Annotated in this window: 26 protein-coding genes and 2 tRNA genes; 25 read left to right on the top strand and 3 right to left on the bottom strand. The window is 73.8% G+C overall.

All coding sequences use genetic code 11. The features are described 5' to 3' along the window. Positions 1 to 122 precede the first annotated feature (122 nt). The 12 genes from HL663_RS16810 (at position 123) to HL663_RS16755 (ending at position 8,198) form a co-directional block, all read left to right on the top strand. Positions 123 to 1,361: a homogentisate 1,2-dioxygenase gene (locus HL663_RS16810; RefSeq protein ID WP_173029428.1), complete on the top strand. Its 1,239-nt coding sequence runs from the start codon at positions 123 to 125 to the stop codon at positions 1,359 to 1,361. Between the two features lie 28 nt (positions 1,362 to 1,389). Then, positions 1,390 to 1,680, top strand: a complete 291-nt coding sequence (gene clpS, locus HL663_RS16805) for an ATP-dependent Clp protease adapter ClpS (protein WP_173029427.1) — start codon at positions 1,390 to 1,392, stop codon at positions 1,678 to 1,680. Further along, on the top strand, positions 1,680 to 2,279 hold the full coding sequence (locus HL663_RS16800) for a DUF2017 domain-containing protein (RefSeq protein ID WP_173029426.1): 600 nt from the start codon (positions 1,680 to 1,682) through the stop codon (positions 2,277 to 2,279). Before clpS ends, HL663_RS16800 begins: the two co-directional genes overlap by 1 nt. A 104-nt stretch (positions 2,280 to 2,383) precedes the next feature. Next, positions 2,384 to 3,211, top strand: a complete 828-nt coding sequence (gene murI / locus HL663_RS16795) for a glutamate racemase (protein WP_173029425.1) — start codon at positions 2,384 to 2,386, stop codon at positions 3,209 to 3,211. After that, positions 3,208 to 4,479: an MBL fold metallo-hydrolase gene (locus HL663_RS19480; RefSeq protein ID WP_173029424.1), complete on the top strand. Its 1,272-nt coding sequence runs from the start codon at positions 3,208 to 3,210 to the stop codon at positions 4,477 to 4,479. Before murI ends, HL663_RS19480 begins: the two co-directional genes overlap by 4 nt. Positions 4,480 to 4,545: 66 nt before the next feature. Beyond that, positions 4,546 to 5,292 (top strand): ribonuclease PH, encoded by a 747-nt coding sequence (rph, locus tag HL663_RS16785; RefSeq protein ID WP_173029423.1) that lies wholly within the window; start codon positions 4,546 to 4,548, stop codon positions 5,290 to 5,292. Beyond that, positions 5,289 to 5,936: an RdgB/HAM1 family non-canonical purine NTP pyrophosphatase gene (gene rdgB, locus HL663_RS16780; RefSeq protein WP_173029422.1), complete on the top strand. Its 648-nt coding sequence runs from the start codon at positions 5,289 to 5,291 to the stop codon at positions 5,934 to 5,936. Before rph ends, rdgB begins: the two co-directional genes overlap by 4 nt. A gap of 58 nt (positions 5,937 to 5,994) precedes the next feature. Then, a tRNA-Leu gene (locus HL663_RS16775) sits at positions 5,995 to 6,079 on the top strand. Positions 6,080 to 6,290: 211 nt separating this feature from the next. Beyond that, positions 6,291 to 6,968: a snapalysin family zinc-dependent metalloprotease gene (locus HL663_RS16770; protein ID WP_286175741.1), complete on the top strand. Its 678-nt coding sequence runs from the start codon at positions 6,291 to 6,293 to the stop codon at positions 6,966 to 6,968. 147 nt (positions 6,969 to 7,115) lie between these two features. Then, positions 7,116 to 7,598, top strand: coding sequence for a thioredoxin-dependent thiol peroxidase (gene bcp / locus HL663_RS16765; RefSeq protein ID WP_173029420.1), 483 nt, complete (start codon positions 7,116 to 7,118; stop codon positions 7,596 to 7,598). Beyond that, positions 7,595 to 7,858: a DUF3618 domain-containing protein gene (locus tag HL663_RS16760; protein WP_173029419.1), complete on the top strand. Its 264-nt coding sequence runs from the start codon at positions 7,595 to 7,597 to the stop codon at positions 7,856 to 7,858. Before bcp ends, HL663_RS16760 begins: the two co-directional genes overlap by 4 nt. Before the next feature lie 43 nt (positions 7,859 to 7,901). After that, on the top strand, positions 7,902 to 8,198 hold the full coding sequence (locus tag HL663_RS16755; protein ID WP_173030245.1) for a GroES family chaperonin: 297 nt from the start codon (positions 7,902 to 7,904) through the stop codon (positions 8,196 to 8,198). 77 nt (positions 8,199 to 8,275) lie between these two features. Here the strand turns inward: HL663_RS16755 and HL663_RS16750 are convergent. Both HL663_RS16750 and HL663_RS16745 read right to left on the bottom strand, forming a co-directional pair. After that, positions 8,276 to 8,351, bottom strand: a tRNA-Lys gene (locus HL663_RS16750). A 46-nt stretch (positions 8,352 to 8,397) separates the two neighbouring features. Beyond that, positions 8,398 to 9,051 (bottom strand): copper resistance CopC family protein, encoded by a 654-nt coding sequence (locus HL663_RS16745; RefSeq protein WP_173029418.1) that lies wholly within the window; start codon positions 9,049 to 9,051, stop codon positions 8,398 to 8,400. Positions 9,052 to 9,103: 52 nt separating this feature from the next. On the opposite strand from HL663_RS16745, the gene HL663_RS16740 reads away from it, so the two are divergent. The 6 genes from HL663_RS16740 (at position 9,104) to HL663_RS16715 (ending at position 13,627) form a co-directional block, all read left to right on the top strand. Further along, positions 9,104 to 9,442 (top strand): YnfA family protein, encoded by a 339-nt coding sequence (locus tag HL663_RS16740; RefSeq protein WP_173029417.1) that lies wholly within the window; start codon positions 9,104 to 9,106, stop codon positions 9,440 to 9,442. A gap of 555 nt (positions 9,443 to 9,997) precedes the next feature. Beyond that, on the top strand, positions 9,998 to 10,615 hold the full coding sequence (locus tag HL663_RS16735) for a hypothetical protein (RefSeq protein WP_173029416.1): 618 nt from the start codon (positions 9,998 to 10,000) through the stop codon (positions 10,613 to 10,615). Positions 10,616 to 10,666: 51 nt separating this feature from the next. Beyond that, complete coding sequence (locus HL663_RS16730; RefSeq protein WP_173029415.1) at positions 10,667 to 11,290, top strand: hypothetical protein; 624 nt, start codon at positions 10,667 to 10,669, stop codon at positions 11,288 to 11,290. 59 nt (positions 11,291 to 11,349) lie between these two features. Then, entirely contained in the window at positions 11,350 to 12,573 is a 1,224-nt protein-coding gene (locus HL663_RS16725) for a hypothetical protein (RefSeq protein ID WP_173029414.1), read from the top strand. Beyond that, positions 12,570 to 13,268 carry a prepilin peptidase gene (locus tag HL663_RS16720; RefSeq protein ID WP_173029413.1) on the top strand — a complete coding sequence of 233 codons (699 nt, stop codon included), beginning with the start codon at positions 12,570 to 12,572 and terminating at the stop codon, positions 13,266 to 13,268. The genes HL663_RS16725 and HL663_RS16720 overlap by 4 nt, the downstream gene beginning before the upstream one ends. Further along, on the top strand, positions 13,265 to 13,627 hold the full coding sequence (locus HL663_RS16715; RefSeq protein ID WP_216842608.1) for a DUF192 domain-containing protein: 363 nt from the start codon (positions 13,265 to 13,267) through the stop codon (positions 13,625 to 13,627). Before HL663_RS16720 ends, HL663_RS16715 begins: the two co-directional genes overlap by 4 nt. Before the next feature lie 201 nt (positions 13,628 to 13,828). On the opposite strand, the gene HL663_RS16710 is transcribed toward HL663_RS16715, so the two are convergent. Continuing rightward, positions 13,829 to 14,407, bottom strand: coding sequence for a hypothetical protein (locus HL663_RS16710; RefSeq protein ID WP_173029412.1), 579 nt, complete (start codon positions 14,405 to 14,407; stop codon positions 13,829 to 13,831). A gap of 172 nt (positions 14,408 to 14,579) precedes the next feature. Between HL663_RS16710 and HL663_RS16705 the strand changes: the two genes are divergently transcribed. Genes HL663_RS16705 through HL663_RS16675 form a run of 7 tightly spaced genes read left to right on the top strand, consistent with a single transcriptional unit; the run spans position 14,580 to position 21,224 of the window. After that, on the top strand, positions 14,580 to 15,311 hold the full coding sequence (locus tag HL663_RS16705) for a hypothetical protein (RefSeq protein WP_173029411.1): 732 nt from the start codon (positions 14,580 to 14,582) through the stop codon (positions 15,309 to 15,311). Further along, a complete protein-coding gene (gene cpaB / locus HL663_RS16700) occupies positions 15,308 to 16,039 on the top strand; it encodes a Flp pilus assembly protein CpaB (RefSeq protein WP_173029410.1) in 732 nt (243 codons plus the stop codon). The genes HL663_RS16705 and cpaB overlap by 4 nt, the downstream gene beginning before the upstream one ends. Further along, complete coding sequence (locus HL663_RS16695; RefSeq protein ID WP_173029409.1) at positions 16,039 to 17,736, top strand: CpaE/TadZ family protein; 1,698 nt, start codon at positions 16,039 to 16,041, stop codon at positions 17,734 to 17,736. Before cpaB ends, HL663_RS16695 begins: the two co-directional genes overlap by 1 nt. Continuing rightward, complete coding sequence (locus tag HL663_RS16690; RefSeq protein ID WP_173029408.1) at positions 17,733 to 18,077, top strand: TadE/TadG family type IV pilus assembly protein; 345 nt, start codon at positions 17,733 to 17,735, stop codon at positions 18,075 to 18,077. The genes HL663_RS16695 and HL663_RS16690 overlap by 4 nt, the downstream gene beginning before the upstream one ends. After that, positions 18,074 to 19,405, top strand: a complete 1,332-nt coding sequence (locus tag HL663_RS16685; protein ID WP_216842607.1) for a TadA family conjugal transfer-associated ATPase — start codon at positions 18,074 to 18,076, stop codon at positions 19,403 to 19,405. Before HL663_RS16690 ends, HL663_RS16685 begins: the two co-directional genes overlap by 4 nt. Next, positions 19,402 to 20,322 carry a type II secretion system F family protein gene (locus tag HL663_RS16680; RefSeq protein ID WP_173029407.1) on the top strand — a complete coding sequence of 307 codons (921 nt, stop codon included), beginning with the start codon at positions 19,402 to 19,404 and terminating at the stop codon, positions 20,320 to 20,322. The genes HL663_RS16685 and HL663_RS16680 overlap by 4 nt, the downstream gene beginning before the upstream one ends. Next, a complete protein-coding gene (locus tag HL663_RS16675) occupies positions 20,319 to 21,224 on the top strand; it encodes a type II secretion system F family protein (protein ID WP_173029406.1) in 906 nt (301 codons plus the stop codon). The genes HL663_RS16680 and HL663_RS16675 overlap by 4 nt, the downstream gene beginning before the upstream one ends. Positions 21,225 to 21,226: the final 2 nt, after the last annotated feature.

Genomic DNA, 21,226 nt, shown 5'->3' with positions numbered 1-21,226 from the left:
CGGTCGACGGGGGCGGGCCCTAGGGTGGGCGGAGCAGGCCGGACCGGCCCCCGGCCACCGCGACCCGCACCGCAGCGACCCGAACCACAGCGACCCGAACCACAGTGAGGTGGACGACAACCGTGGCGCACTACCAGGCGATGGGCAGCATCCCCCCGAAGCGGCACACCCAGCACCGCCGCCCGGCCGGGCGCGGCCAGAAGGGTGAGCTCTACTACGAGGAGCTCATGGGGGAGGAGGGCTTCAGCTCGGACTCGAGCCTGCTCTACCATCGCAACATCCCCTCGACGGTCTCCGGCGCCCGGGTCTGGGACCTGCCCGACCAGTCGACGACGCCGAACCACCCGCTGACCCCTCGCCACCTGCGGCTGCATGACCTCTTCGCCGCCAAGGACGTCAAGGGCACCGACGCGGTGACCGGCCGGCGCCTTGTCCTGGGCAACGGCGACGTGCGCATCTCGTACGTCGTCGCCGGGGCCGACAGCCCCTGGTACCGCAACGGCGTCGGCGACGAGTGCGTCTACGTCGAGCGCGGCGCGGGCCGGCTCGAGACCGTCTTCGGGGCGTTCGACGTCGCCGAGGGTGACTACCTCGTCATCCCGCGGGCGACGACGCACCGCTGGCTGCCGAAGCGCTCGACGAAGAACCCGCTGCGCCTGTACTGCATCGAGGCCAACAGCCACATCGCCCCGCCGAAGCGCTACCTCAGCCGCTACGGCCAGCTGCTCGAGCACGCGCCGTACTGCGAGCGCGACCTGCGCGGCCCGCAGGGCCCGCTGCTCGCCGAGGACGTCGGTGCGAAGGCCACCGACGCCACCGAGGTCTACATCAAGCACCGCGGCAACGGCCCGGGCGGCATCGTCGGCACGGTCCACGAGCTGCCCTTCCACCCGCTCGACGTCGTCGGCTGGGACGGCTGCCTCTACCCGTACGCGTTCAACATCCGCGACTACGAGCCCATCACCGGCCGGGTCCACCAGCCGCCGCCCGTCCACCAGGTGTTCGAGGGCTGGAACTTCGTCATCTGCAACTTCGTGCCGCGCAAGGTCGACTACCACCCGCTGGCCATCCCCGTGCCGTACTACCACTCGAACGTCGACAGCGACGAGATCATGTTCTACGTCGACGGCGACTACGAGGCGCGCAAGGGCTCGGGCATCGGCAGGGGCTCGGTGTCGGTGCACCCGGGCGGCCACGCCCACGGCCCGCAGCCGGGCGCGTCGGAGGCGTCCATCGGCGCGGAGTACTTCGACGAGCTCGCCGTCATGGTCGACACCTTCCGCCCGCTCGACCTCGGCGAGGGCGGCCTCGCCGTCGACGACGGGGTCTACGCGGGGTCCTGGGACCGCGGTCGCGGCTGACGGCGCGGCGGTCCCTATCCTTGGGGCCGTGTCGCTGTCACCCGTCACCGAGGAGGTCGTCCGTCCCGCGGAGGACCTCGCGGCCGACGTCCCCTGGGTGACGATCGTCTGGAACGACCCGGTCAACCTCATGTCGTACGTGACGTACGTGCTGCAGGAGCACTTCGGGTACGGCCGGGCCAAGGCCGAGAAGCTCATGATGCTCGTGCACACCGAGGGCCGGGCCGTCGTCGCCAACGGCACCCGCGAGGCGATGGAGGCCGACACCGAGGCCCTCCACGGCTACGGGCTGTGGGCGACCTTCCAGAAGGACACCTGATGGCGAAGGCGTTCCGCCGCAGCGGTCGTGGCGACGACCGGCGGTACGTGGCGACCCTCGGCGCGGGGGAGCGCGACGTCGTCGCGACCGTCATGGACCAGGTGCACGACCTCCTCGAGCCGCCGACGCCCCCGGACACCGGCGACGCCGCGTTCGACGACCTCGTCGCCGGCATCGACCTCGGGGGTGGGCCGACGCCGACCCCCGCCGACGAGGGTCCGCGCGACCCCGCCCTCGACCGCCTGCTGCCCGCGGCCAACCGCGAGGACCCCGAGGCCGCCGCCGAGTTCCGCCGGCTGACCGAAGGGGGCCTTCGCCACCGCAAGGCGAGCGCGCTCGCCGCCTCGGCCGAGCTGCTGCGCGGCGAGGACCGGGTGGCCCTCGACGCCGCGCAGGCCCGCGTGTTCCTCACGGCGCTCACCGACGTCCGGCTCGTCCTCGGCGAGCGGCTCGGCCTGCGCACCGACGAGGACCTCGAGGTGATGGAGCAGATGGCCACCTCGCTCGACGAGGACGATCCGCTGCTGCACGCCCTCGCGCTCTACGACTTCCTCACCTGGCTCCAGGAGACCCTCGCCGAGGCCCTGCTGCGCGGCTGACGCCCGCCGCCACCCGCGCGCGGCCGCCCGAGGCTCGACGGTGTGACGTGCGTGACCGCCCGCCGGAGGAGACCGCGTCGGCGGCGCCACCTACGCTGGGTCGGGTGACCGACTCACCGATCGGGGTGTTCGACTCCGGCTACGGCGGCCTGACCGTCATGCGGGCGATCCTCGACCAGCTGCCCCACGAGTCGGTCGCGTACTTCGGCGACACCGCCCGCGCGCCCTACGGCCCGCGCCCCATCGCCGAGACGCGCGAGTTCGCCCTCCAGTGCCTCGACCGGCTCGTCGACCACGGCGTCAAGGTCCTCGTCATCGCCTGCAACACCGCCTCGGCCGCGGTCCTCCACGACGCGCGCGAGCGCTACGACGTACCGGTCGTCGAGGTCATCCGGCCGGCCGTGCGCCGGGCCGCCGCCGGCACCCGCAGCGGGCGCGTCGCGGTCATCTCGACCCTCGGCACCCACCAGTCCGGCGCCTACCTCGACGCCTTCGCCGCGGCGCCGCACCTGCGCGTCACGAGCACCCCGTGCCCGCGGTTCGTCGAGTTCGTCGAGGCCGGGGTGACCGGCGGCCCCGAGCTCGTCGGCGTGGCCCACGAGTACCTCGACCCCCTGCGCGAGGAGGGCGTCGACACGGTCGTCCTCGGCTGCACGCACTACCCGCTGCTCACGGGCGTCATCTCGTACGTCATGGGGGACGACGTGACGCTCGTGTCGTCGGCCGAGGAGACCGCCAAGGACGTCTACCGCGTGCTCGCCGACCGCGGCCTGCTGCGCCCCGACGACCTGCCGGCGCCGAGCCACGGCTTCACGACCACCGGCGACCCCGAGGAGTTCCGGCGCCTCGCGGTGCGCTTCCTCGGCGTCGGGTCCAGCGTCGAGCCGGTCTTCCCCTCGCCGCCGCTCGTACGACGGGCGGTGTTCGCGTGAGGCTCACGGTGGTCGGATGCTCCGGCTCGTTCCCCGGGCCGGAGTCCGCCGCGTCCTGCTACCTCGTCGAGGCCGACCACGAGGGACGCACGTGGCGGATCCTGCTCGACCTCGGGAGCGGCGCGCTCGGGCCCCTGCAGCGGTACGCCGACCCGACGTCGCTCGACGCCGTCCTCGTCAGCCACCTCCACCCGGACCACTGCGCCGACCTGCTCGGGCTCTACGTCGTGCGGCGCTACCGACCGGACGGCCCGCTGCCGCAGCGGCTCCCCGTCCACGGCCCCGCCGCCACCGGGGCGCGGCTCGCGACGATGTACCACGGACTCGAGCCGGGCGGGATGGACGGCGAGTTCGCGTTCTCGGCGGTGTCCGACGGCGCGACCTTCGAGGTCGGGCCGTTCCGCGTCACGCCGACGGCCGTCGAGCACCCCGTCGAGGCCTACGGCTACCGGGTCGAGGCCGACGGCGCCGTCCTGGCGTTCACCGGCGACACCGACGACTGCCCCGGCCTGGACCGGCTGCTCGCGGGCGCCGACCTCGCGCTGCTCGACTCGGCCTTCGTCGACGGCCGGGACGACGCCCGCGGCATCCACCTGTCCGGCGCGCGGGCGGCGGCAGCGGCCGTCCGGGCCGGTGGCGTGCGCCGGCTCGTCCTCACCCACGTGCCGGCGTGGAACGACCGCGAGGTCTGCCGGGCGCAGGCCGAGGCCGTGTGGGGCGCCCCGGTGGAGGTCGCCCGCGCCGGCGACGTCGTCGAGGTCGGCTCGGACGCCCCCGCCCCGAGCGTCGTCGACCGTGCCGCGGGCCTGCGGATGCTCGACGCCTACCGGGCGAGCGTGCCCGGCCTGCCGCCGCAGGACGAGGTCGACGTCTCGTGGTTCGGCGACTCCCCGGAGCTGGCCGACGAGCTGCTCGCCTTCGTCACCGGGGGCACCAAGCGCGCGACCGCCGGCCTCGTGGCCGAGTACGCCCACGAGGGGGAACGGCTGCCGCGGGTCGGTGACCACTGGGTCGTCTGCGACGGCAGCGGCGCCCCGGCCGTCGTCCTGCGCACCACCGAGCTGCGGGTCGGGCCGCTCTCCAGCGTCGACGAGCAGTTCGCGTGGGACGAGGGCGAGTACGACCGTTCGCTGGCGACGTGGCTCGACGGCCACCGGCGCTTCTTCCGCCGGTCGTGCGAGCGCATCGGCCTCGAGTTCTCCGACGACCTCGAGGTCTGCTTCGAGCGCTTCCGGGTCGTCTGGCCCCCGGAGCACGCCGACTCCTGAGGCGACGCTGCTGCCCGGCCGGGGTGCGCGGCGGCCGCCGCCCGACCCCGCCGATAGCCTGAGGCCATGACGCGACACGACGGACGGACCGCCGACCAGCTGCGCACGGTGCGCATCACCCGCAACTGGCTCGACCACGCCGAGGGGAGCGTCCTCGTCGAGTTCGGCCGGACCCGGGTGCTGTGCGCCGCCTCGTTCACCGAGGGCGTCCCGCGCTGGCTCAAGGGCAAGGGCACCGGCTGGGTCACCGCCGAGTACGAGATGCTCCCGCGCTCGACCAACACCCGCAGCGACCGCGAGTCGCGCCGCGGCAAGGTCGGGGGGCGAACCCACGAGATCAGCCGCCTCGTCGGGCGCAGCCTGCGCGCGGTCATCGACACCGCCGCCCTCGGTGAGAACACCCTCGTCCTCGACTGCGACGTCCTCCAGGCCGACGGCGGCACGCGCACCGCGGCGATCACCGGCGCCTACGTCGCGCTCGCGGACGCCATCGCGGACGCCCGCGCCAAGGGCCTCATCGCCGCCGGGGCGCAGCCGCTCACCGGCTCGATCGCCGCCGTCAGCGTCGGCGTCGTCAAGGGCGAGCCCGTGCTCGACCTCGACTACCCCGAGGACTCCACCGCGGAGACCGACATGAACGTCGTCATGACCGGCGACGGCCGCTTCGTCGAGGTGCAGGGGACCGCCGAGGGCGTGCCCTTCGACCGTGAGCTCCTCGGTCGCCTGCTCGACCTCGCGACGACCGGCTGCGCCGAGCTGACCCGGGCGCAGTCCGAGGCCCTCGACGCCCCCGCGCGGGAGCGGGTGCTGTGACCCGCCGCGTCGTCCTCGCGACCCGCAACGAGCACAAGGTCCACGAGCTGCGCCAGATCTTGGCCGGGCTCGTCGACGAGCTCGACCTCGAGATCGTCTCCGCCGCCGAGGTGGACGGCCCCGAGGTCCCCGAGACCGAGGTGACCTTCGTCGGCAACGCCCAACTCAAGGCCGTCGCGCTCGCCGAGGCCACCGGCCTGCCGTCCGTGGCCGACGACTCCGGCCTCGCCGTCGAGGTCCTCGGCGGGTCGCCGGGGGTCTTCTCGGCGCGCTGGTCGGGCTCGCACGCCGGTGACGGCGCCCCGCGGGCCGACGTCGACCGCGCGAACCTCTCGCTCCTGCTCGAGCAGGTCGCCGACGTCCCCGACGAGCACCGGGCGGCGGCCTTCGTGTGCGCCGCCGTCGTCGCGATGCCCGACGGCCGCGTCGAGGCCGTCGAGGGTCGGGTCGAGGGTGCCGTCGTCCGTGCGCCCCGCGGCACGAACGGCTTCGGCTACGACCCCGTCTTCGTGCCGACCGGCGACTCCCGCACGCTCGCCGAGTACACGGACGTCGAGAAGAACGAGATCTCGCACCGCGGCAACGCCTTCCGCGCGCTCGAGCCGGTGCTGAGGGACCTGCTCCGGGGCGAGCCCACCGCCTGAGCGGCGTCGTGGACGGGCCTCCCGGCGCCCGTCCACGACGCCGATACAGTGGGCCCGCGCGCGAGTGGCGGAACTGGCAGACGCGCCAGATTTAGGTTCTGGTGCCTTCGGGTGTGCGGGTTCGAGTCCCGCCTCGCGCACCACGGTCGGCGTCCCTGCCGGAGGTCAAGACCGCCCCGGTGACACGCCCGGCTCGGGTCAAGCCCACCCCACCAGACCTCAAAGAGTCGGTCAGGTTGGTCCGGTCACGTTGCGGCAGAGCCGTTCCCGTGATGACGGTGGATGTCGGGCCCCTCGTGGGCCCCGTCCGAGCACCGGCCACCCCCGGTGCAGCCGACCCCTCAGGAGCACACCGTGAAGCACCGCACCACCGTCATCGGCGTCCTGGCCGCGACCGCGGCCCTGGCCATCGGCCCCGTCGCCGCGGCCGACACCCGGCCCGCGCCGGCGCCCGCGACCGGCGGCACCTCCGGATACACCCCGAGCTCCGCCGACGACGCCCAGAACGCCCGCCTCCAGGCCATCGTCGACCGGGCCCTCGAGCAGCGCGAGAACGACGAGCGCAAGGGCATCAGCGACCGCGTCGCGGCCACGGTCGTCTACTACTCGGCGAGCGGCGCCCCGTCGTTCCAGACCGAGATCTCGCAGTCGGCGCAGATCTGGAACTCGTCGGTGGGCAACGTGACCCTCCAGCCGACCTCGGGCGGCGCCGACCTCGTCTACCGCGAGGGCAACGACTCCCGCGGCTCCTACGCGCAGGTCTACGGCCCGGGCAGCGGCTCGGTCTTCCTCGACTACGCCCAGAACCAGACCTACGACAGCCTGCGCGTCACGGCCCACGAGACCGGGCACATCCTCGGTCTGCCGGACAACTACGCGGGCCCGTGCAGCGAGCTGATGTCCGGTGGTGGCCCCGGCCCGTCGTGCACCAACCCCTACCCGAACGCCCAGGAGTCGGCCGAGGTCGACGCGGTGTTCGGTGGCGGCTTCGCGGCCTCCGACCTCGGGGCGGCGGCCTTCGCCACGCGCTGAGCGCCTCGCCGTCGCCGCCCGTCGCGCCCTCACCCGGCGCGGCGGGCGGCGCCGTGCGGTCCGGAGCGCTCCTCCTCGACGGGCGAGGGCTACGGCGCGGTAGGTTGGCCGGAACGGACCCGTTCCCCGACCGCAGGAGTGCAGGACATGAGCGCGAGGCTCGAGGCCGGCGACGCCGCCCCCGACTTCACCCTTCCCGACGACACGGGGAAGGACGTGACCCTGAGCGACCTGCGCGGCCGCAAGGTCATCGTCTACTTCTACCCGGCGGCGATGACCCCCGGCTGCACGAAGCAGGCCTGCGACTTCAGCGAGTCCCTCGACTCCCTCGCGGCCGACGGCTACACCGTGCTCGGCATCTCGCCGGACGCGCCGGCCAAGCTGGCCCGCTTCCGCGAGAAGGACGCGCTGACGCTCACCCTGCTGTCCGACGCCGACAAGGGCGTCATGACCGCGTGGGGCGCCTTCGGCGAGAAGAAGCTCTACGGCAAGGTCGTCCAGGGTGTCATCCGCAGCACCGTCGTCCTCGACGAGCAGGGCACCGTCACGCACGCCTGGTACAACGTCAAGGCCACGGGGCACGTCGCCAAGCTGCGGCGCGACCTGGGGCTCGAGGGAGCGTCCCGATGAGCCAGACCCCGTCGATCAGCCAGCTCGAGGCCGAGGTCGTCGCCCGCCGCGAGCGCCTCGCCCACACCGTCGACGAGCTCGTCGGCCGGGCCACCCCGAAGGCCGTCTTCCAGCGGCAGAAGGAGGCCGCCCGGGCCCGCTTCGCCGACGTCGCCACCACGCCCGAGGGCGAGCTGCGCGTCGAGCGCCTCGCGGCCGTCGTCGCGGTCGTCACCGTCGTCGGGGGCCTCGTGGCCTGGCGGCAGCTCCGCAAGCGCTGACGTGTCCGCCGCGTCGGGCGGCCGTTCGCGGCTGCCCATCCGGATGCTCCACGACCGGGTCCTCGTCAGCCTCGAGGGCGAGGCGGGGGAGCGTCGCTCGGGCGGCGGCATCGTCATCCCGGCCACGGCGAGCGTCGGCAAGCGGCTCTCGTGGGGCGCAGTCGTCGCGACCGGGCCGAACGTGCGCCAGGTCGAGCTCGGCGACCGCGTGCTCTTCGACCCCGAGGACCGCGCGGAGGTCGAGCTCGGGGCGGCCGAGTACGTCCTCCTCCGAGAGCGCGACCTGCACGCCGTGGCCGCCGAGCGCGCCGAGGAGGGCGGGCCCGGCCTCTACCTCTGACGGCGGCGCCCGGCGCCCGGCGGGTGCCGGCACGAGAAAGGCCCCCCGGGCGACCGGGGGGCCTTCGTCGTGCTGCGTGGTGCGCCATCAGGGACTCGAACCCCGAACCCGCTGATTAAGAGTCAGCTGCTCTGCCAATTGAGCTAATGGCGCGCGTCGGAGACATTAGCAGCCCCCGTGCGTCGGAGCGAAATCGACCTCAGGCCGTCGGGCCGGCGGGCCCGTCGGCGCGACCGCGGCCGCCGCGGGCGAGCAGCAGCCCGCCCCCGACGAGGAGGAGCAGGAGCACGACGAGGCCGACCGGCAGGAGCCAGCCCGCGCCGCCGGAGGAGGTCTCGTCGGCGGCGACGCCCGTCGCGCTCGGTGAGGGAGAGGGGGTGGCCGAGGTCGTGTCCGACGGGGTCGCGGACGGCGACGGCGTGTCGCGGGGGGTCGGCGTGGCCGTCGCCGGGGCCTGCGTCGTCGTGAAGGTCAGCGACCCCGACACCGGGTGGCCGTCGACGCTCACGACGCGGTAGGTGACCTCGTGCTCGCCGGCGGGGAGGTCGGCCGGGAGCGGCTGGGTCACGGTCGAGCCGTCGACCGTCGGCGACCCGTCCGTCTCGTCGCCGCCGGGACCCTCGACCTTCACCTGGAGGAACCGCTCGTTGACGTCCTCGCTGAAGGTGAGCGTGACCTCGTCGGCGGTCGCGATGCTCGCGCCGTCCTCCGGGGAGGTCTTCAGCAGCTGCGCGTGCATCGGGAGGGCGCTCGCGGTGCTCGCGAAGGTCGGCAGGGCGGAGGCCACCAGCCCGATCGTCACGAGCGCGACGAGGAGGATGGTGACGATGGCGGACGCCTTGCGGGAGAACATGCCCCACAGTCTCCCAGACGCCCCTGAGGACGGCGCTGGGACACTGGCCGGCATGACCGTCGCCCGCTCCGTGCTCCTGTTCGTCCTCGCCGCGTTCGCCGAGATCGGCGGGGCGTGGCTCGTGTGGCAGGGGGTGCGCGAGCACCGGGGGCTGCTCTGGGTGGGGGCAGGCGTCGTCGCGCTCGGTCTCTACGGCTTCGTCGCGACGCTCCAGCCCGACGCGACGTTCGGGCGGATCCTCGCGGCCTACGGGGGAGTGTTCGTCGCGGGCTCGCTGGCGTGGGGCGCGGTCGTCGACGGCTACCGGCCCGACCGGTGGGACCTGGCCGGGGCGGGCGTCTGCCTCGTCGGGGTGGCACTCATCATGTACGGGCCGCGCGGCGCCGCCTGAGGCCCGGGACACCAGGGGAGAGAGGTCCGGCGCCACGAGGGGCCGGAGCGCACGAGAGACCCGGAGCCGAACGGCTCCGGGTCTCGCTGCATCCGGCCGGGGCCGCACCGTGGGATGAGTGACGGGACTCGAACATGCTGCTCGGTGCCCCGAAAACCGACGTTCTCGGTGGACCTGACCAGCGTCCTGGGCTGCCGAGACCCGCGCCCTCAGTGGAGATCAGTCGATCTCCGTCAACGTCGGTAGGTGCTGCCCCCTCCTGCCCCCCTTGCCCCCCTCCAGCCCGACGGCGTGGGATGGGGTGGCGGCGGGGCGCCCGGGCGCGCCGCGCGCGGCGCCAGGCTCACCATCAGCAACGAGGTCCTGGCCCGCACCGCCCGGTCCGGGGTTCCGAGTGGTCGCCCTCTGCGGCCCCACGCCGCGTCGGCAGCGCATGTGTGACGAGGCCTCGGTGCCGGTGCCGGCGCGAAAGGGGCAGGGTCCTGGGGCCCTGCTGTCGCCGCCCAGGGTGTGCCACCGTGGTCGTGGACGTCTGTGGCACGAGGAGGGAGCGCGATGGAGTCGTTGCAGGACCGTCGGGGGCCGCGCACCTGGGTCGTCGTCGCGGTGACCCTCGGTGCCGTGCTCGGGGCAGCGCTGATCTTCGTGGCGGGCGTCGTGGTGGGCGTGACCTTCTCGGGCAGCGCGGGCGGGACGGCGTCCGGGGCCACGACTTCCGCCGACCCCGGTGGTGGACCGGAGGCGGGAGCCGGAGGAGCGGGCGGCCTCGACCCCTGCCTCGTCGGACGCTGGCAGACGACGGAGCACTCCGAGAGCGCGGACACCGACCAGGGCCGGCTGACCATCTCGGGGGTCGACCGGACGCTCGACATCCGGAGCGACGGGACCGAGACCGTCAGCTACGGCGACCGCCCGGCGACGGCGACGACCGACCAGGGCGAGGCCGAGGTGACCTACACCGGGACGGTGACCTACGGCGTCACGACCACGGGCGACACGATGTCGTTCACGCTGCGCTCGGCCGAGGGGAGCATCACCGTGGGCGGCGCCGGGCAGCAGCCGCGGACCGAGGACCTGAAGCCCGGGACCGGGGCCGTGACCTACACCTGCGAGGGTGACCGCTTCACGCAGGAGGCGGCGGGGTACCGGTCGGTCATGCGACGCGTCTCCTGACCCGTCGCAGCGCGGGTCCCCGATGACCGATGCCGTGACTATCCTCGGCGCATGGCGAGTGGGGGAGCCGCGGTCCGCAGGTGGGGTGGCGTCGCGTTCGTGGGCGTCGGCATCGTCCTGGCGCTGAGCGTGGCGGGGTGCTCGTCGGACGAGCCGTTCGCGGGCTCGGACATCCGGCCGACCGCCTCCCCGTCGGCGACGGTGACGCCGGTCCCGAGCCGCCCCGTCGGCAGCCGCGAGGTCACCGGCCGAGGGTGGACGATGGCCGTCCCGGGGCAGTGGGAGGAGCGGCGGCGCACGCTGTCGACCGGCGAGGTCGCACGATGGAGCGAGCCGGCGTCCGCGGGGAGCACACGGGTGGCGGTGTCCGTCGTCGTGGAGAGCGAGCCGACGACGAGCCTGCTCGACCAGAGCTACCGCCTCGAGCAACGGCTGCGCGAGAACGACCTCCGCCCGCAGCGCTCCACGGTGCCGGGGGCGGACCCGGCGCGACCCGGCGTCCTCGTGCAGTGGACCGAGAACTCGCGCGGCGACGAGCAGCGCCGCGAGGTCTGGCAGCTGCTCCTCGCGGGTCCGGGGACGAGCATCGTCAACGTCGTGGGCTTCGCGCCCGAAGACGGCTTCGGGGCCTCCCCGGTCCCTGAGGTGATGGGGACCGTGCAGGTCCAGCGATGAGGACCGGCTGGGTCCACGGGCCCTCGCGCCGCGTCCCGCCCCTCGACGACGATGGCGGGGTGACCAACCACCGTCGTCGTCGCCCGGGGTCGGAGGCCGGCGTCACGTCGCTGGAGTTCGTCGGGATCTTCCTCGTCGTGGGGACGGTCGTCGCCGCCATCGCCTTCGCCGTCAACGGCCAGCGCGTGACGGACGGCACTGCTGCGGCCCTGTGCTCCATCACCGGCGGCGGTGGGTGCCGGTCGGCCGGCGGTGACCCGGGCGCCGCACCTGCGCTGGGCGCGCGCTGTGTCGGGGCGCCCAGCGGAGCGGCGGGACCGGTGCGCGGGCTCGTGCCGGTCGACGGCGCCGACCCCGCGGCCGGACCCGTGGTGTCCGTCATGGGCGACGGCACGTACCGGATGTCCGGCGCCGGCCGCAGCCGCCCGGCCGACACGACGTGGGCCGGACGCACCTTCGGGAGCGCCGCCGCGGGCGCGGAGCCGTTCCTCACCGGCGGTGACCCGCGCGTGTGGTCGGCCGCCGAGCCCGCCGCCCTCGCGGACCTGCTCACCGCAGACCGGGCCGAGTCCTGGAGCGACTCGCTCGTCGGCGACAGCGGGTCCGTCGTGTCCCGCGCGGCGGACGCCGTGACCGGCCTCGTCGGGGCCCGTGAGGGGCTGCCGGCCCCCACCGCCGTCTACACCGACACCAGCCCCGAGGCGGGACTCTCGCTCAACGCGTACGACCAGACCCTCGCGCTCGACGCCGGGGGCGAGGCGGTCGGCACGCTGCGGTACGCCGACGGGTCGAGCACCGAGTACGTCGGCGTCAGCGAGACCCCCACCTCCGGGGTGGCCCGGGCGGCGGACCTCGTCCCGATGCTTCTCGAGGTCGACCGCGGCCCGACCGGCGACATCACGTCGGTGCGCACGGTGACCGACCGCGACATCACGACGAGCGGCGCCACCACGCGCTCCGGCTCCCTCTACGTGACCCACCTCGACGTCGCCGGCTCGGACTCCCCGGTCGTCTCGATGCTCGCCTCCACGCTGGGGGCGACGGACCTGGGGGCGACGGCCGGCCAGCTGCCGGTTCCCTTCTCGCAGAGTGGTCCAGCCTTCGTCGGGGCGGCCACGGCGACCGGGTACGTGACCCGGCAGAAGCCCGCCGGTCAGGTCGTGGTCGACGACCCCAACGCGGACCCCCTGACTGCGGGCGTGGCCCGCGTCATGCGGTCGGCCGCCCCCGAGTCGTGGGACGGCACCGGCTGGGGTCCGCGCCCGTCCGGCTGCGCCTCGTGACCGCCGCGCTCGCGGCCGGGCTCGTCGGGGCCCTCGCCGGAGGCGTGGCCGGCGTCGTCGCGCACCGCTACCTGAGGACCCGCCGCTACCGGTACGCCGACGAGGCCGACCTCCCCCCTCGCGACACCCGGTGGGTGCTGCTGCTCACGCCGCTGGCCACCGGGCTGGTGGCCGCCGGCCACGTGCCGCACCGACCCGCCCTCGGAGTGCTCCTCAGCGCCGCGGTCCCGGTGTTGGCGGTGCTCTCGGCGATCGACATCGACACCCGCAGGCTCCCGGACCGATGGGTCTTCCCCTCTGCCGCAGCGGCGCTCGCCGGTCTCGTGGTCGTGTCCGCCGTCGAGGGAACGGCATCTCCCCTCGTGGCCGGCGCGGTGGCCGGTGTCGCCCTCGGCGGCTTCTACCTCGTCAACGTCGTCATCGGCGAGATGGTCGGCAGCGGCGGTGGCATGGGTCTCGGGGACGCCAAGCTTGCCGTCCCCCTCGGCCTCGTCCTCGGCCCGTTGTCCGCGGCGCACGTCGTCGTCGCGACCGTCCTCGCCTTCGTCGCCGCCGGGGTGCAGGGTGGCTGGATGGTCCTCGTGCGCCGATCCGGCCGGGACGCGCACCTGGCCTTCGGGCCGCACCTCGCGGGGGCCGCCATGGCGGTGCTCGCCGCACCCGGGGTCGCCGCCCTCGTGGGTGCCTCGTCGTGAGCGCGGACCGGCCGTCGTTCGGGCCCGGTCACCGGCGGCTGCTCGCCGACGGGCGGGACATCGCACCACTGGCGGTGGCGGAGACCGCGTCCGACCGGCGTCGCGGCCTGTTGGGCACGAGCGGCATCGAGGGAGCGCTGTGGATCACCCGCTGCCCCAGCGTCCACATGGTCGGTATGCGCTACCCCATCGACGTCGCGGTGGTCGACCGTCACGGCCGGGTGCTCCGAACGGCCACCCTGCGCCCCTGGACGGGCATGACGCGACCTCGGCTCCGTGCCTCGGCGACGGTCGAGGCCGCCGCCGGCTCCTTGGCCCGATGGGGCGTCCGGGCGGGCACCGTCCTCACCGTCGGCTGACGTCTCCTCTCCGCGTGACTGATGGGGCTGGGCTGGCCACCGGGACCCCAGGGGCGAGAGGTGGTGCGCAGACCCACGGCGCTGGGTCCGCTTTGGGCCCCAAGGCCCGGGTGCGGGACCCGGTCGCCCGATTAGCGTGGCGCGCATGGCGATCGCAGGGGGGCCGGCCCGGGTCGGCCGCGCCAGAGGCGTGAGCCGGCGTCACGCGAGCCCGCGGCGCAGCCCTCTGGCCCTGGGGTCGAGCAGCGCCGCGAGGCCGAGCAGCGCGACCCCCGCGACGACGACCGAGAGCGGGTACCTCGAGGGCCCCGCGTTCGTCGGGAGCGCCCAGACGACGGCGTCCTGCATCCGTGGCCCGCTGCACATGATGCGGTCGGTGTCGGTGGTCGGTCCGACCTGCACGCTCGGCTCGAGCGAGGTCTGTGCCACCACGCGGGTCCCGAGGACGTCGGTGTCGGCCGCGACGCGCAGCGTCCGCGTGCCCTCCGTCGTGAAGAGCGAGCACCCCAGGTCGGCCGGGCCGGGGACGCTGCCGTCGCGCAGCGGCGCCACGAACAGCGTGGTGCCCGCGTCGAACCACGGCGTGCGGCCGGCCAGGGCCGTCTCACCGGCGAGGAGCTGCCGCGGCTCCGGCCGGTCCATCGACCACGCGATGACGCCGACGACCACCGCGCCGAGCCCCAACAGGGCGCACACGGTGCCGAGGAACAGGGCGACGGTGTGGGATCGGCGGCTGTCGGTCCGGCGGCGTCGGGCCGGTCGCTTCGTCGTGTTCAGCATGGTCTCTTCCGAGGTCGGTGCAGGACGGTTCTGGCTAAACTCCAGCACGAGGACAGGGCCGCGGTCCACGCCGGGGCGAAAATGGGGGAGCTCTCGTATGTCGTTGTCCGTGTGTGTCGTCGACCCGTCGCGTCGTTCGACAGCCGTCGAGCAGTGGGGTTTCGGCTCGGAGGTGGCCCTCGTCACCGGGCGGCTCGGCGGGCCCGAGGTGGCGGCTCGACTGAGTGGGGACCTCGGCGGCGACGCCCGGCTCGTCGTGCTGCACCGCCCCGCCGACCTCGATGCCGCCGCCCTCGTGACCAACGTCGTCTCGGGGGCGCTCCCGCAGGTCGCCGTCACCCGGCTGCCCGTGCGATCGAGTCTCCTCGGTGCCGCGGTCATCGGGCTCGAGGCGGCGCACATCGAGAACCAGGACGACGGCACGCGCCTCGCCCGCCTCGCCGGAACGCTCGGCGGCACGACGAGCGGCGCGTGGCTCTCGCGGGTCACCCGGCTGTCCGTGCCGAGCCCGAGCTTCGGTCAGCACCTGCGGTCCCTGCTGCCCGGAGGACCGCGCTTCCTCGCGGTCTTCGGACCGGACGCCGGCGTCGTCCGCGCCGCGGGGGAGGGGTACGCAGGGCCGCCCACCCGCCAGCTCGTCATCGCCGCGCCGCCGGAGTCGACGGCGGCGCAGCGGCTGCGGGCCTGGTACGGGTCCGACGACGTCATCCACGTGCCGCCCGTCGTCGACGACGCCCGGGCCCTCTACGGCAACGCCGGTGCCGAGTTCATCGTCGTGGCGGACTCGCTGGCCGAGGCCGGGCCCTCTCGCGGTGCCTGCCCGGTCTGCGGCGACGTCCTCCACACGGACTTCTGCCCCTTCTGCCACGTCCATCCCCGGCTCGTCGAGGAGACCTCCGCATGAACCCCCGTCAACGACGAGGGCTGCTCTTCGTCCTCGTCTCGTTCGTCGTCGCGGTCGGCACCTTCCTCGCGGTCTCCGCGTACGTGGCGAACGTCAACTCGCAGGTGGGCTCGCGCGTCACGGTGTACCAGGCGCGGCAGGCGGTCGAGGCCTACACGCCCCTCGGTCCGGACAACATCGAGGCGGTCGAGGTGCCGGAACGGTGGGTCTCGCAGTCGTCGGTGCTCTCGCTCGACGAGCTCCAGGGACGGCGGGTCGGCTTCCGGCTCAACCCGGGCACCACGGTCAGCTCCGACATGCTCATCCCGAGCAGCTCGCTCTCGTCGACCGAGCGCGAGGTGGCCATCAACGTCGACTCCGTGACCGGCGTCGCCGGCCGCGTCCGGCCCGGTGACCGCGTCGACATCTACGCCGTCTTCGCCGACGTCCCCGGGCTCGCCAAGTCCGTCCGGATCCTCGTGCGCGACGTCCGCATCGTCTCGATCGCCGGCGAGCAGACGGTGACCCAACAGAGCGCCGCGGGCGGCACGTCCGAGCAGAAGGTCCTGCCGGTGACGCTGGCGCTCGAGCCCGACCAGGCCCTCTCGGTGTCGTACGCGGCGGCGTTCGCCGCGGAGGTCCGCCTCGTCGCCCTCCCGAACGACGTCGGCACCAACCGACAGGGTGAACCGAACGAGTACGACGCGTCCGAGCTCGGCGGCAAGGCCGTCCTCGAGGAGGGCAAGTGATGAAGATCCTCATCGGCATGTCGAACGGGACCGTCGAGTCCGACCTCCGCTCGCTCCTCGAGGAGCTGGACGAGGCCCAGGTCATCGGTGTCGCCCAGTCGAGCAGCATGGTGCTCGACCTCGCCTCGCGGCTCGACCCCGACATCATCGTCCTGCACGAGCACCTCGGCCCCGACCCGGCGCTCCAGACCATCCGCGACCTCGGCGCTCGGCACCCGAGCGTCGCCGTGCTCGAGGTCTCGGCGGAGCGCACACCGGCCATCGTCATCCGGGCCATGGAGGCCGGTGCGCGGGGCGTGGTCGCGCACCCCTTCGCCTTCGACGACCTCTCGGCCAAGGTGACCTCCGCCAACGACTGGTCGCGTCAGATGAAGCGCATCCTCGCCGGGGCCATCGCCCAGGCGAGCTCGGCGCGTGGCAAGGTCCTGGCCGTCGTCGGGGCCAAGGGTGGCGTCGGCACGACGACCCTCGCGACGCACCTCGCGCTCGACCACCTGACCGCCAACCCGAACCGCCGGGTGTGCGTCGTGGACCTCGACCTGGAGAAGGGCGACGTCAGCGCCGTCCTGGACGTGCGACAGGCGGTCTCCATCGCTGATCTCGCGAAGGTCCACCAGGACCTCTCCGGCAGCATCGTCAACGACGCGGTCGTGCAGCACGAGTGCGGGCTCAACCTCCTGCTCGGCCCGGCGGACGTGCGGTTGACCGAGCTCATCACCGCGGAGGCGCTGCGCCCGATCTTCGCCCTCCTGCGGCGGGAGTTCGACCTCGTCCTCGTCGACGGCGGTGGGTCGGTGTCGCCCGCGCAGGCGTCCGTCGTCGAGCTGGCCGACGAGACGATCGTCGTGACGACCGCTGACGTCCTCGCGGTCCGCGCGATGCGCAAGCGCATCCTCGCGTGGGAGGCGCTCGGTGTCACCGACGAGAGCTCGCTCCGGATCATCGTCAACAAGGTCGACCGCACGAGCATCTTCCCGGCCAGCGCCGTGGCGCAGCTGACCTCGGCGCAGGTGCTCGACGCGGTGGTGCCGCTGTCGACGCGCGCACTCGAGCCCGCGATGAACGAGCGCGACCCGCGGGCGGTGACGGAGGTCGCCTGGTGGCGGCTCATGACCCAGCTGCGCCGTGAGCTCGACCTCGAGGACGCCCGGCCCGTCGAGAAGGGCTCCCGCAAGGGGCGGGCTCGCCGCCCGGAAGAGCCCGAGGCCGCCGACGCCGACGAGCCGGTCCGCGGAGGCCGCCGTGGACGTCGGCGCGGCCGGCCCGCACCGGCCGACGTGGTCGACACCGTGGGTGAGGACGCCCTCACGGCCGCAGACGACACCGCGCCCGAGGTCGTGGAGGTCGGCGGTCGTCGGCGACGAGAGGCCGGCCAGGTGGCCTTAGAGAACGTGGTCCTCCTGCCGCTCATCCTCTTCATCGCCCTCGCCGCGTGGCAGGTGGTGACGATCGGGCTCACCTTCGTCATGTCCGGCAACGCCTCCCGTGTCGCCGCCCGCGAGTACTCCGTCACGGGCAGCCAGGCCAGCGCGCAGGCCGCCGCCCGGGAGCGGTCGCCGTGGGCGTTCGACGACCTCACCGTGTCGGTCGACGGCGACCGGGTGACCGTGCGGATGCACATCCCCGCCTCGGGCCCGGCCAGCCTCCGGTTCCCGCAGGAGCTGACGTCGACACGGTCGATGGTGAGCGAGCGATGACCCGCCGCCCCGAGCGCGGTACCGCCTCCCTGGAGTTCGTCGCGCTCGCCCCGTTCGTCCTGCTCGTCGGTTTCATGGTCTGGCAGCTGGCGGTGGGCGCCTGGGCGGCGACGTCGGCGAACGAGGCCGCGCGCGCCGCCGCACGGGCCGCGAGCCTGGGCCAGGACCCGGGTAGCGCGGCCGCCCGGGCGCTGCCCGACGGCCTTCGCCGGCACACGCTCATCGGTGGACGCTCCGGTGACGGCTACCGCTACACCGTGCGTGTCGAGGTGCCCACCTTCTCGGCCATCGGGCTGGACCCGGTGAGCCGGACCGTCGAGATGCCGGCGGAGCGACCGTGAGCAGGTCCTACCGCTCGTTCATCGGGGACTCCACCGCCCTCGGCCGTCTCGGCACCGAGGACGACTCCCTCATCACGACCTTCCGGCGCCTCCTCCTGGAGGAGGTGGACCTGCACGAGCTGAGCAAGCTCGAGCCGAGCCAGCGCCGCGCGCGGCTCGAGCGGGTCATCGCCCACCTCGTCTCGCGCGAGGGCGTGATCCTCTCGACGAGCGAGCGCAACCTCCTCGTCCGCCGGGTCGTCGACGAGGCCGTCGGTCTCGGCGTCCTCGAGCCGATCCTCGCCGACCCCACGGTCAGCGAGATCATGATCAACGGTCACGAGACGATCTACGTCGAGCGCAGCGGCCGCCTCGAGCTGTGGCCCGCCGGGTTCACGAGCGAGGAGCAGCTGCTCCAGACGATCGACCGCATCGTCTCGACGGTCAACCGTCGGGTCGACGAGTCCAGCCCGATGGCCGACGCCCGCCTGCCCGCGGACACCCGGATGCCGCGTGGTGCGCGCGTCAACGTGGTCCTGCCACCGCTCGCCCTCAACGGGCCCACGGTCACCATCCGACTCTTCCCCACGGCCATCTCGCTGCCCCGGCTCATCGAGTGGGGCTCCCTCAACTCCGAGCTGGCCGCCCTCCTCCAGGCCTGCGTCGAAGCACGCCTCAACGTCGTCGTCTCGGGCGGCACCGGCTCCGGGAAGACCACGCTCCTCAACGCGCTGTCGAGCTTCATCTCGCCCAAGGAGCGAATCGTCACGATCGAGGACGCCGCCGAGCTCAGCCTCGACCAGCCGCACACGATCCGGCTCGAGACCCGCCCACCCAACGTCGAGGGCCGCGGACAGGTGACCATCCGCGACCTCGTCCGGAACTCGCTGCGCATGCGCCCCGACCGCATCATCGTCGGGGAGTGCCGCGGCGGCGAGGCGCTCGACATGCTCCAGGCGATGAACACCGGCCACGAGGGGTCGCTGACCACCGTCCACGCCAACACTCCCGGCGACGCGCTCGCCCGGCTCGAGACGCTGGCCTCGATGAGCGACGTCGAGGTCCCCTTCCACGCGATCCGCGACCAGGTCAACTCCGCCGTCGACGTCATCGTCCAGCTCAACCGGCACTCGGACGGTGCCCGCCGGGTCGTCGAGACCTGCTTCCTCGCCTCGCGCCGGCAGGAGGACTTCGACCTCGTCCCGCTGGTCACCTGGGACCCGATGCACGTCGACGACGTCGCCCGCACGCGCGGTCGCTTCGTCACGCACACCGTGCCCGACGCGCTGCGCCGCCGGCTCGCCGAGGCCGGGGTCGCGCTCCCCGCCTTCATGGAGGGCGCGTCGTGATCGTCGCCATCCTCGGCGGCGCCGTGCTCGCCGCACTCCTCGCACTGCTCGGCGCCCGGGAGTTCACCCGGGCGGCACGCGACCGGCACGTCGCCATCAGCGGCGCGGAGAGCGGCCTCGACGACGACGCGCCCAGCCTGCTCGACGTCTTCGACGCCCGCTTCCGCCGCACCCGACCGGGGCGGTGGCTCGTGCGCGAGCTCGACGTCGCCGGCATCAACCGCCGCCCGTCGGTGGTGTTCGTCGCCGGGCTGGCCGTCGGTGTCGTCGGCTCGATCGCCCTCTGGACGCTGCTCGCCCCGCTCCTCGGTGTCGTCGGCAGCCTGCTCGGCGTCCTCGCCGTGCGCGCCTACCTGCGCCGCGCCAAGGAGCGGCGCCGGGAGGCCTTCGTCGCCCAGCTGCCCGAGCTCGCCCGTGTCCTCGCCAACGCGAGCTACGCAGGGCTCTCGCTCCCGACCGCCATCGCCATCGCCGGAGACGAGCTCGCCGAGCCGGCCCGCACCGAGCTGTCACGGGTCGCCACCCGGCTGCGTTTCGGTGCGCCACTGCAGCGCGCGCTCGAGGAGCTGCGCGACCGGGTCGGCTCGCGCGAGACCTCCGTGCTCATCTCGACCCTCGTGGTCGCGTCGCGCAGCGGCGGCTCGCTCGTCACCGCCCTTCGCGACATCGCCGAGACCCTCGACCAGCGCAAGGAGACCCGGCGCGAGGTCCGGACGGTGCTGGCGCAGCCGGTCGTGACGTCGTACTTCGTGATCGTCCTGGGCGTCGTCATGCTCCTCATGCTCAACGCGATGCAGCCCGGAACGGTCGACAAGATGACCCGTCAGCCACTGGGCCAGGTCGCCCTCGTCCTCGCGTTCGCCATCTTCGGGTCCGGCTTCTACGCCATCCGGAAGATGACGCGGTTCGACGTATGAGCTGGCTGGTCGGGGCGGTCCCCGGGGTCGTCGCCGCGGTCGCCGCCTACCTGTTCCTCCGCGGCTACCGGATGCTGCGCACCGACCCGGCGAGCGACCTCGCGGTCGAGGACATCGCCATCCTCCAAGGCGCGACCCAGAAGCGGGCTCGCTCGCAGGGCCCCGTGTCGGCGGTGGCCTACCGCCTCGCTCCGCGGGTCCGCCGGCTCCTTCCGTCGTCGGCCATCGCCCTGGTGCGCCGGCAGGTCGACCAAGCCGGGCGACCGGAGGGCATCGACGTCGACTCCGTCATCGCCCGCGGTGTCCTGTGGATGCTCATCGTCTCTCCGGCGGTCGTCATCTTCGTGCTCCAAGGACGCCTCCTGCCCGTTCTCATGGCGCTCGCGGCGATCGTCGTCATGCCGCTCGCACGGCTGTCGGCGATGGGCCGCAAACGCCGTGAGCGCATCGACCGCGACCTGCCGGACTTCCTCGACGTCCTCGCCGTCACGGTCAGCGCCGGCATCGGCTTCCGACAGGCACTCGGTGTCGTGTCCGAGCGGTTCGGGGGGCCCCTGTCCGAGGAGGTCATGACGACGCTGCACCAGATCACCAACGGCGCGAGCGTCCGCTCGGCCTTCCGGGCCATGCGGGACCGCAACACCTCGGAGTCGATCGAGGAGTTCACGACCGCGTACCTCCAGGCCGAGGAGCTCGGCGCCCCGCTCGTCGACACGCTCAACCAGATCGCCACCGACATGCGTCGCGCCTCGGCGCAGCGCTCCCGGCAGAAGGCCGCCGCCATCGCCCCCCGGGTCACGCTGCTGACGACCGTCGTCATGGTCCCCGGCGCGATGATCCTCCTCATCGTCGGCCTGTACATCGGCTCCGACCTCGACCTCGGGTCCTTCGGTGGTCTCTGAGG

The sequence above is a fragment of the Arthrobacter sp. NEB 688 genome (assembly GCF_013201035.1).
Classification (GTDB): domain Bacteria; phylum Actinomycetota; class Actinomycetes; order Actinomycetales; family Dermatophilaceae; genus Phycicoccus.
This window is presented reverse-complemented; position numbering and strand designations above follow the sequence as displayed.

What these genes read in the sequence shown, in the direction of transcription:
- HL663_RS16800 (WP_173029426.1), top strand. Translation starts at nt 1,680, where the DNA reads ATGGCGAAGGCGTTCCGCCGCAGCGGTCGTGGCGACGACCGGCGGTAC.
- rph (WP_173029423.1), top strand. Translation starts at nt 4,546, where the DNA reads ATGACGCGACACGACGGACGGACCGCCGACCAGCTGCGCACGGTGCGC.
- bcp (WP_173029420.1), top strand. Translation starts at nt 7,116, where the DNA reads ATGAGCGCGAGGCTCGAGGCCGGCGACGCCGCCCCCGACTTCACCCTT.
- HL663_RS16760 (WP_173029419.1), top strand. Translation starts at nt 7,595, where the DNA reads ATGAGCCAGACCCCGTCGATCAGCCAGCTCGAGGCCGAGGTCGTCGCC.
- HL663_RS16755 (WP_173030245.1), top strand. Translation starts at nt 7,902, where the DNA reads ATGCTCCACGACCGGGTCCTCGTCAGCCTCGAGGGCGAGGCGGGGGAG.
- HL663_RS16745 (WP_173029418.1), bottom strand. Translation starts at nt 9,051, where the DNA reads ATGTTCTCCCGCAAGGCGTCCGCCATCGTCACCATCCTCCTCGTCGCG.
- HL663_RS16740 (WP_173029417.1), top strand. Translation starts at nt 9,104, where the DNA reads ATGACCGTCGCCCGCTCCGTGCTCCTGTTCGTCCTCGCCGCGTTCGCC.
- HL663_RS16735 (WP_173029416.1), top strand. Translation starts at nt 9,998, where the DNA reads ATGGAGTCGTTGCAGGACCGTCGGGGGCCGCGCACCTGGGTCGTCGTC.
- HL663_RS16730 (WP_173029415.1), top strand. Translation starts at nt 10,667, where the DNA reads ATGGCGAGTGGGGGAGCCGCGGTCCGCAGGTGGGGTGGCGTCGCGTTC.
- HL663_RS16710 (WP_173029412.1), bottom strand. Translation starts at nt 14,407, where the DNA reads ATGCTGAACACGACGAAGCGACCGGCCCGACGCCGCCGGACCGACAGC.
- cpaB (WP_173029410.1), top strand. Translation starts at nt 15,308, where the DNA reads ATGAACCCCCGTCAACGACGAGGGCTGCTCTTCGTCCTCGTCTCGTTC.
- HL663_RS16695 (WP_173029409.1), top strand. Translation starts at nt 16,039, where the DNA reads ATGAAGATCCTCATCGGCATGTCGAACGGGACCGTCGAGTCCGACCTC.
- HL663_RS16690 (WP_173029408.1), top strand. Translation starts at nt 17,733, where the DNA reads ATGACCCGCCGCCCCGAGCGCGGTACCGCCTCCCTGGAGTTCGTCGCG.
- HL663_RS16675 (WP_173029406.1), top strand. Translation starts at nt 20,319, where the DNA reads ATGAGCTGGCTGGTCGGGGCGGTCCCCGGGGTCGTCGCCGCGGTCGCC.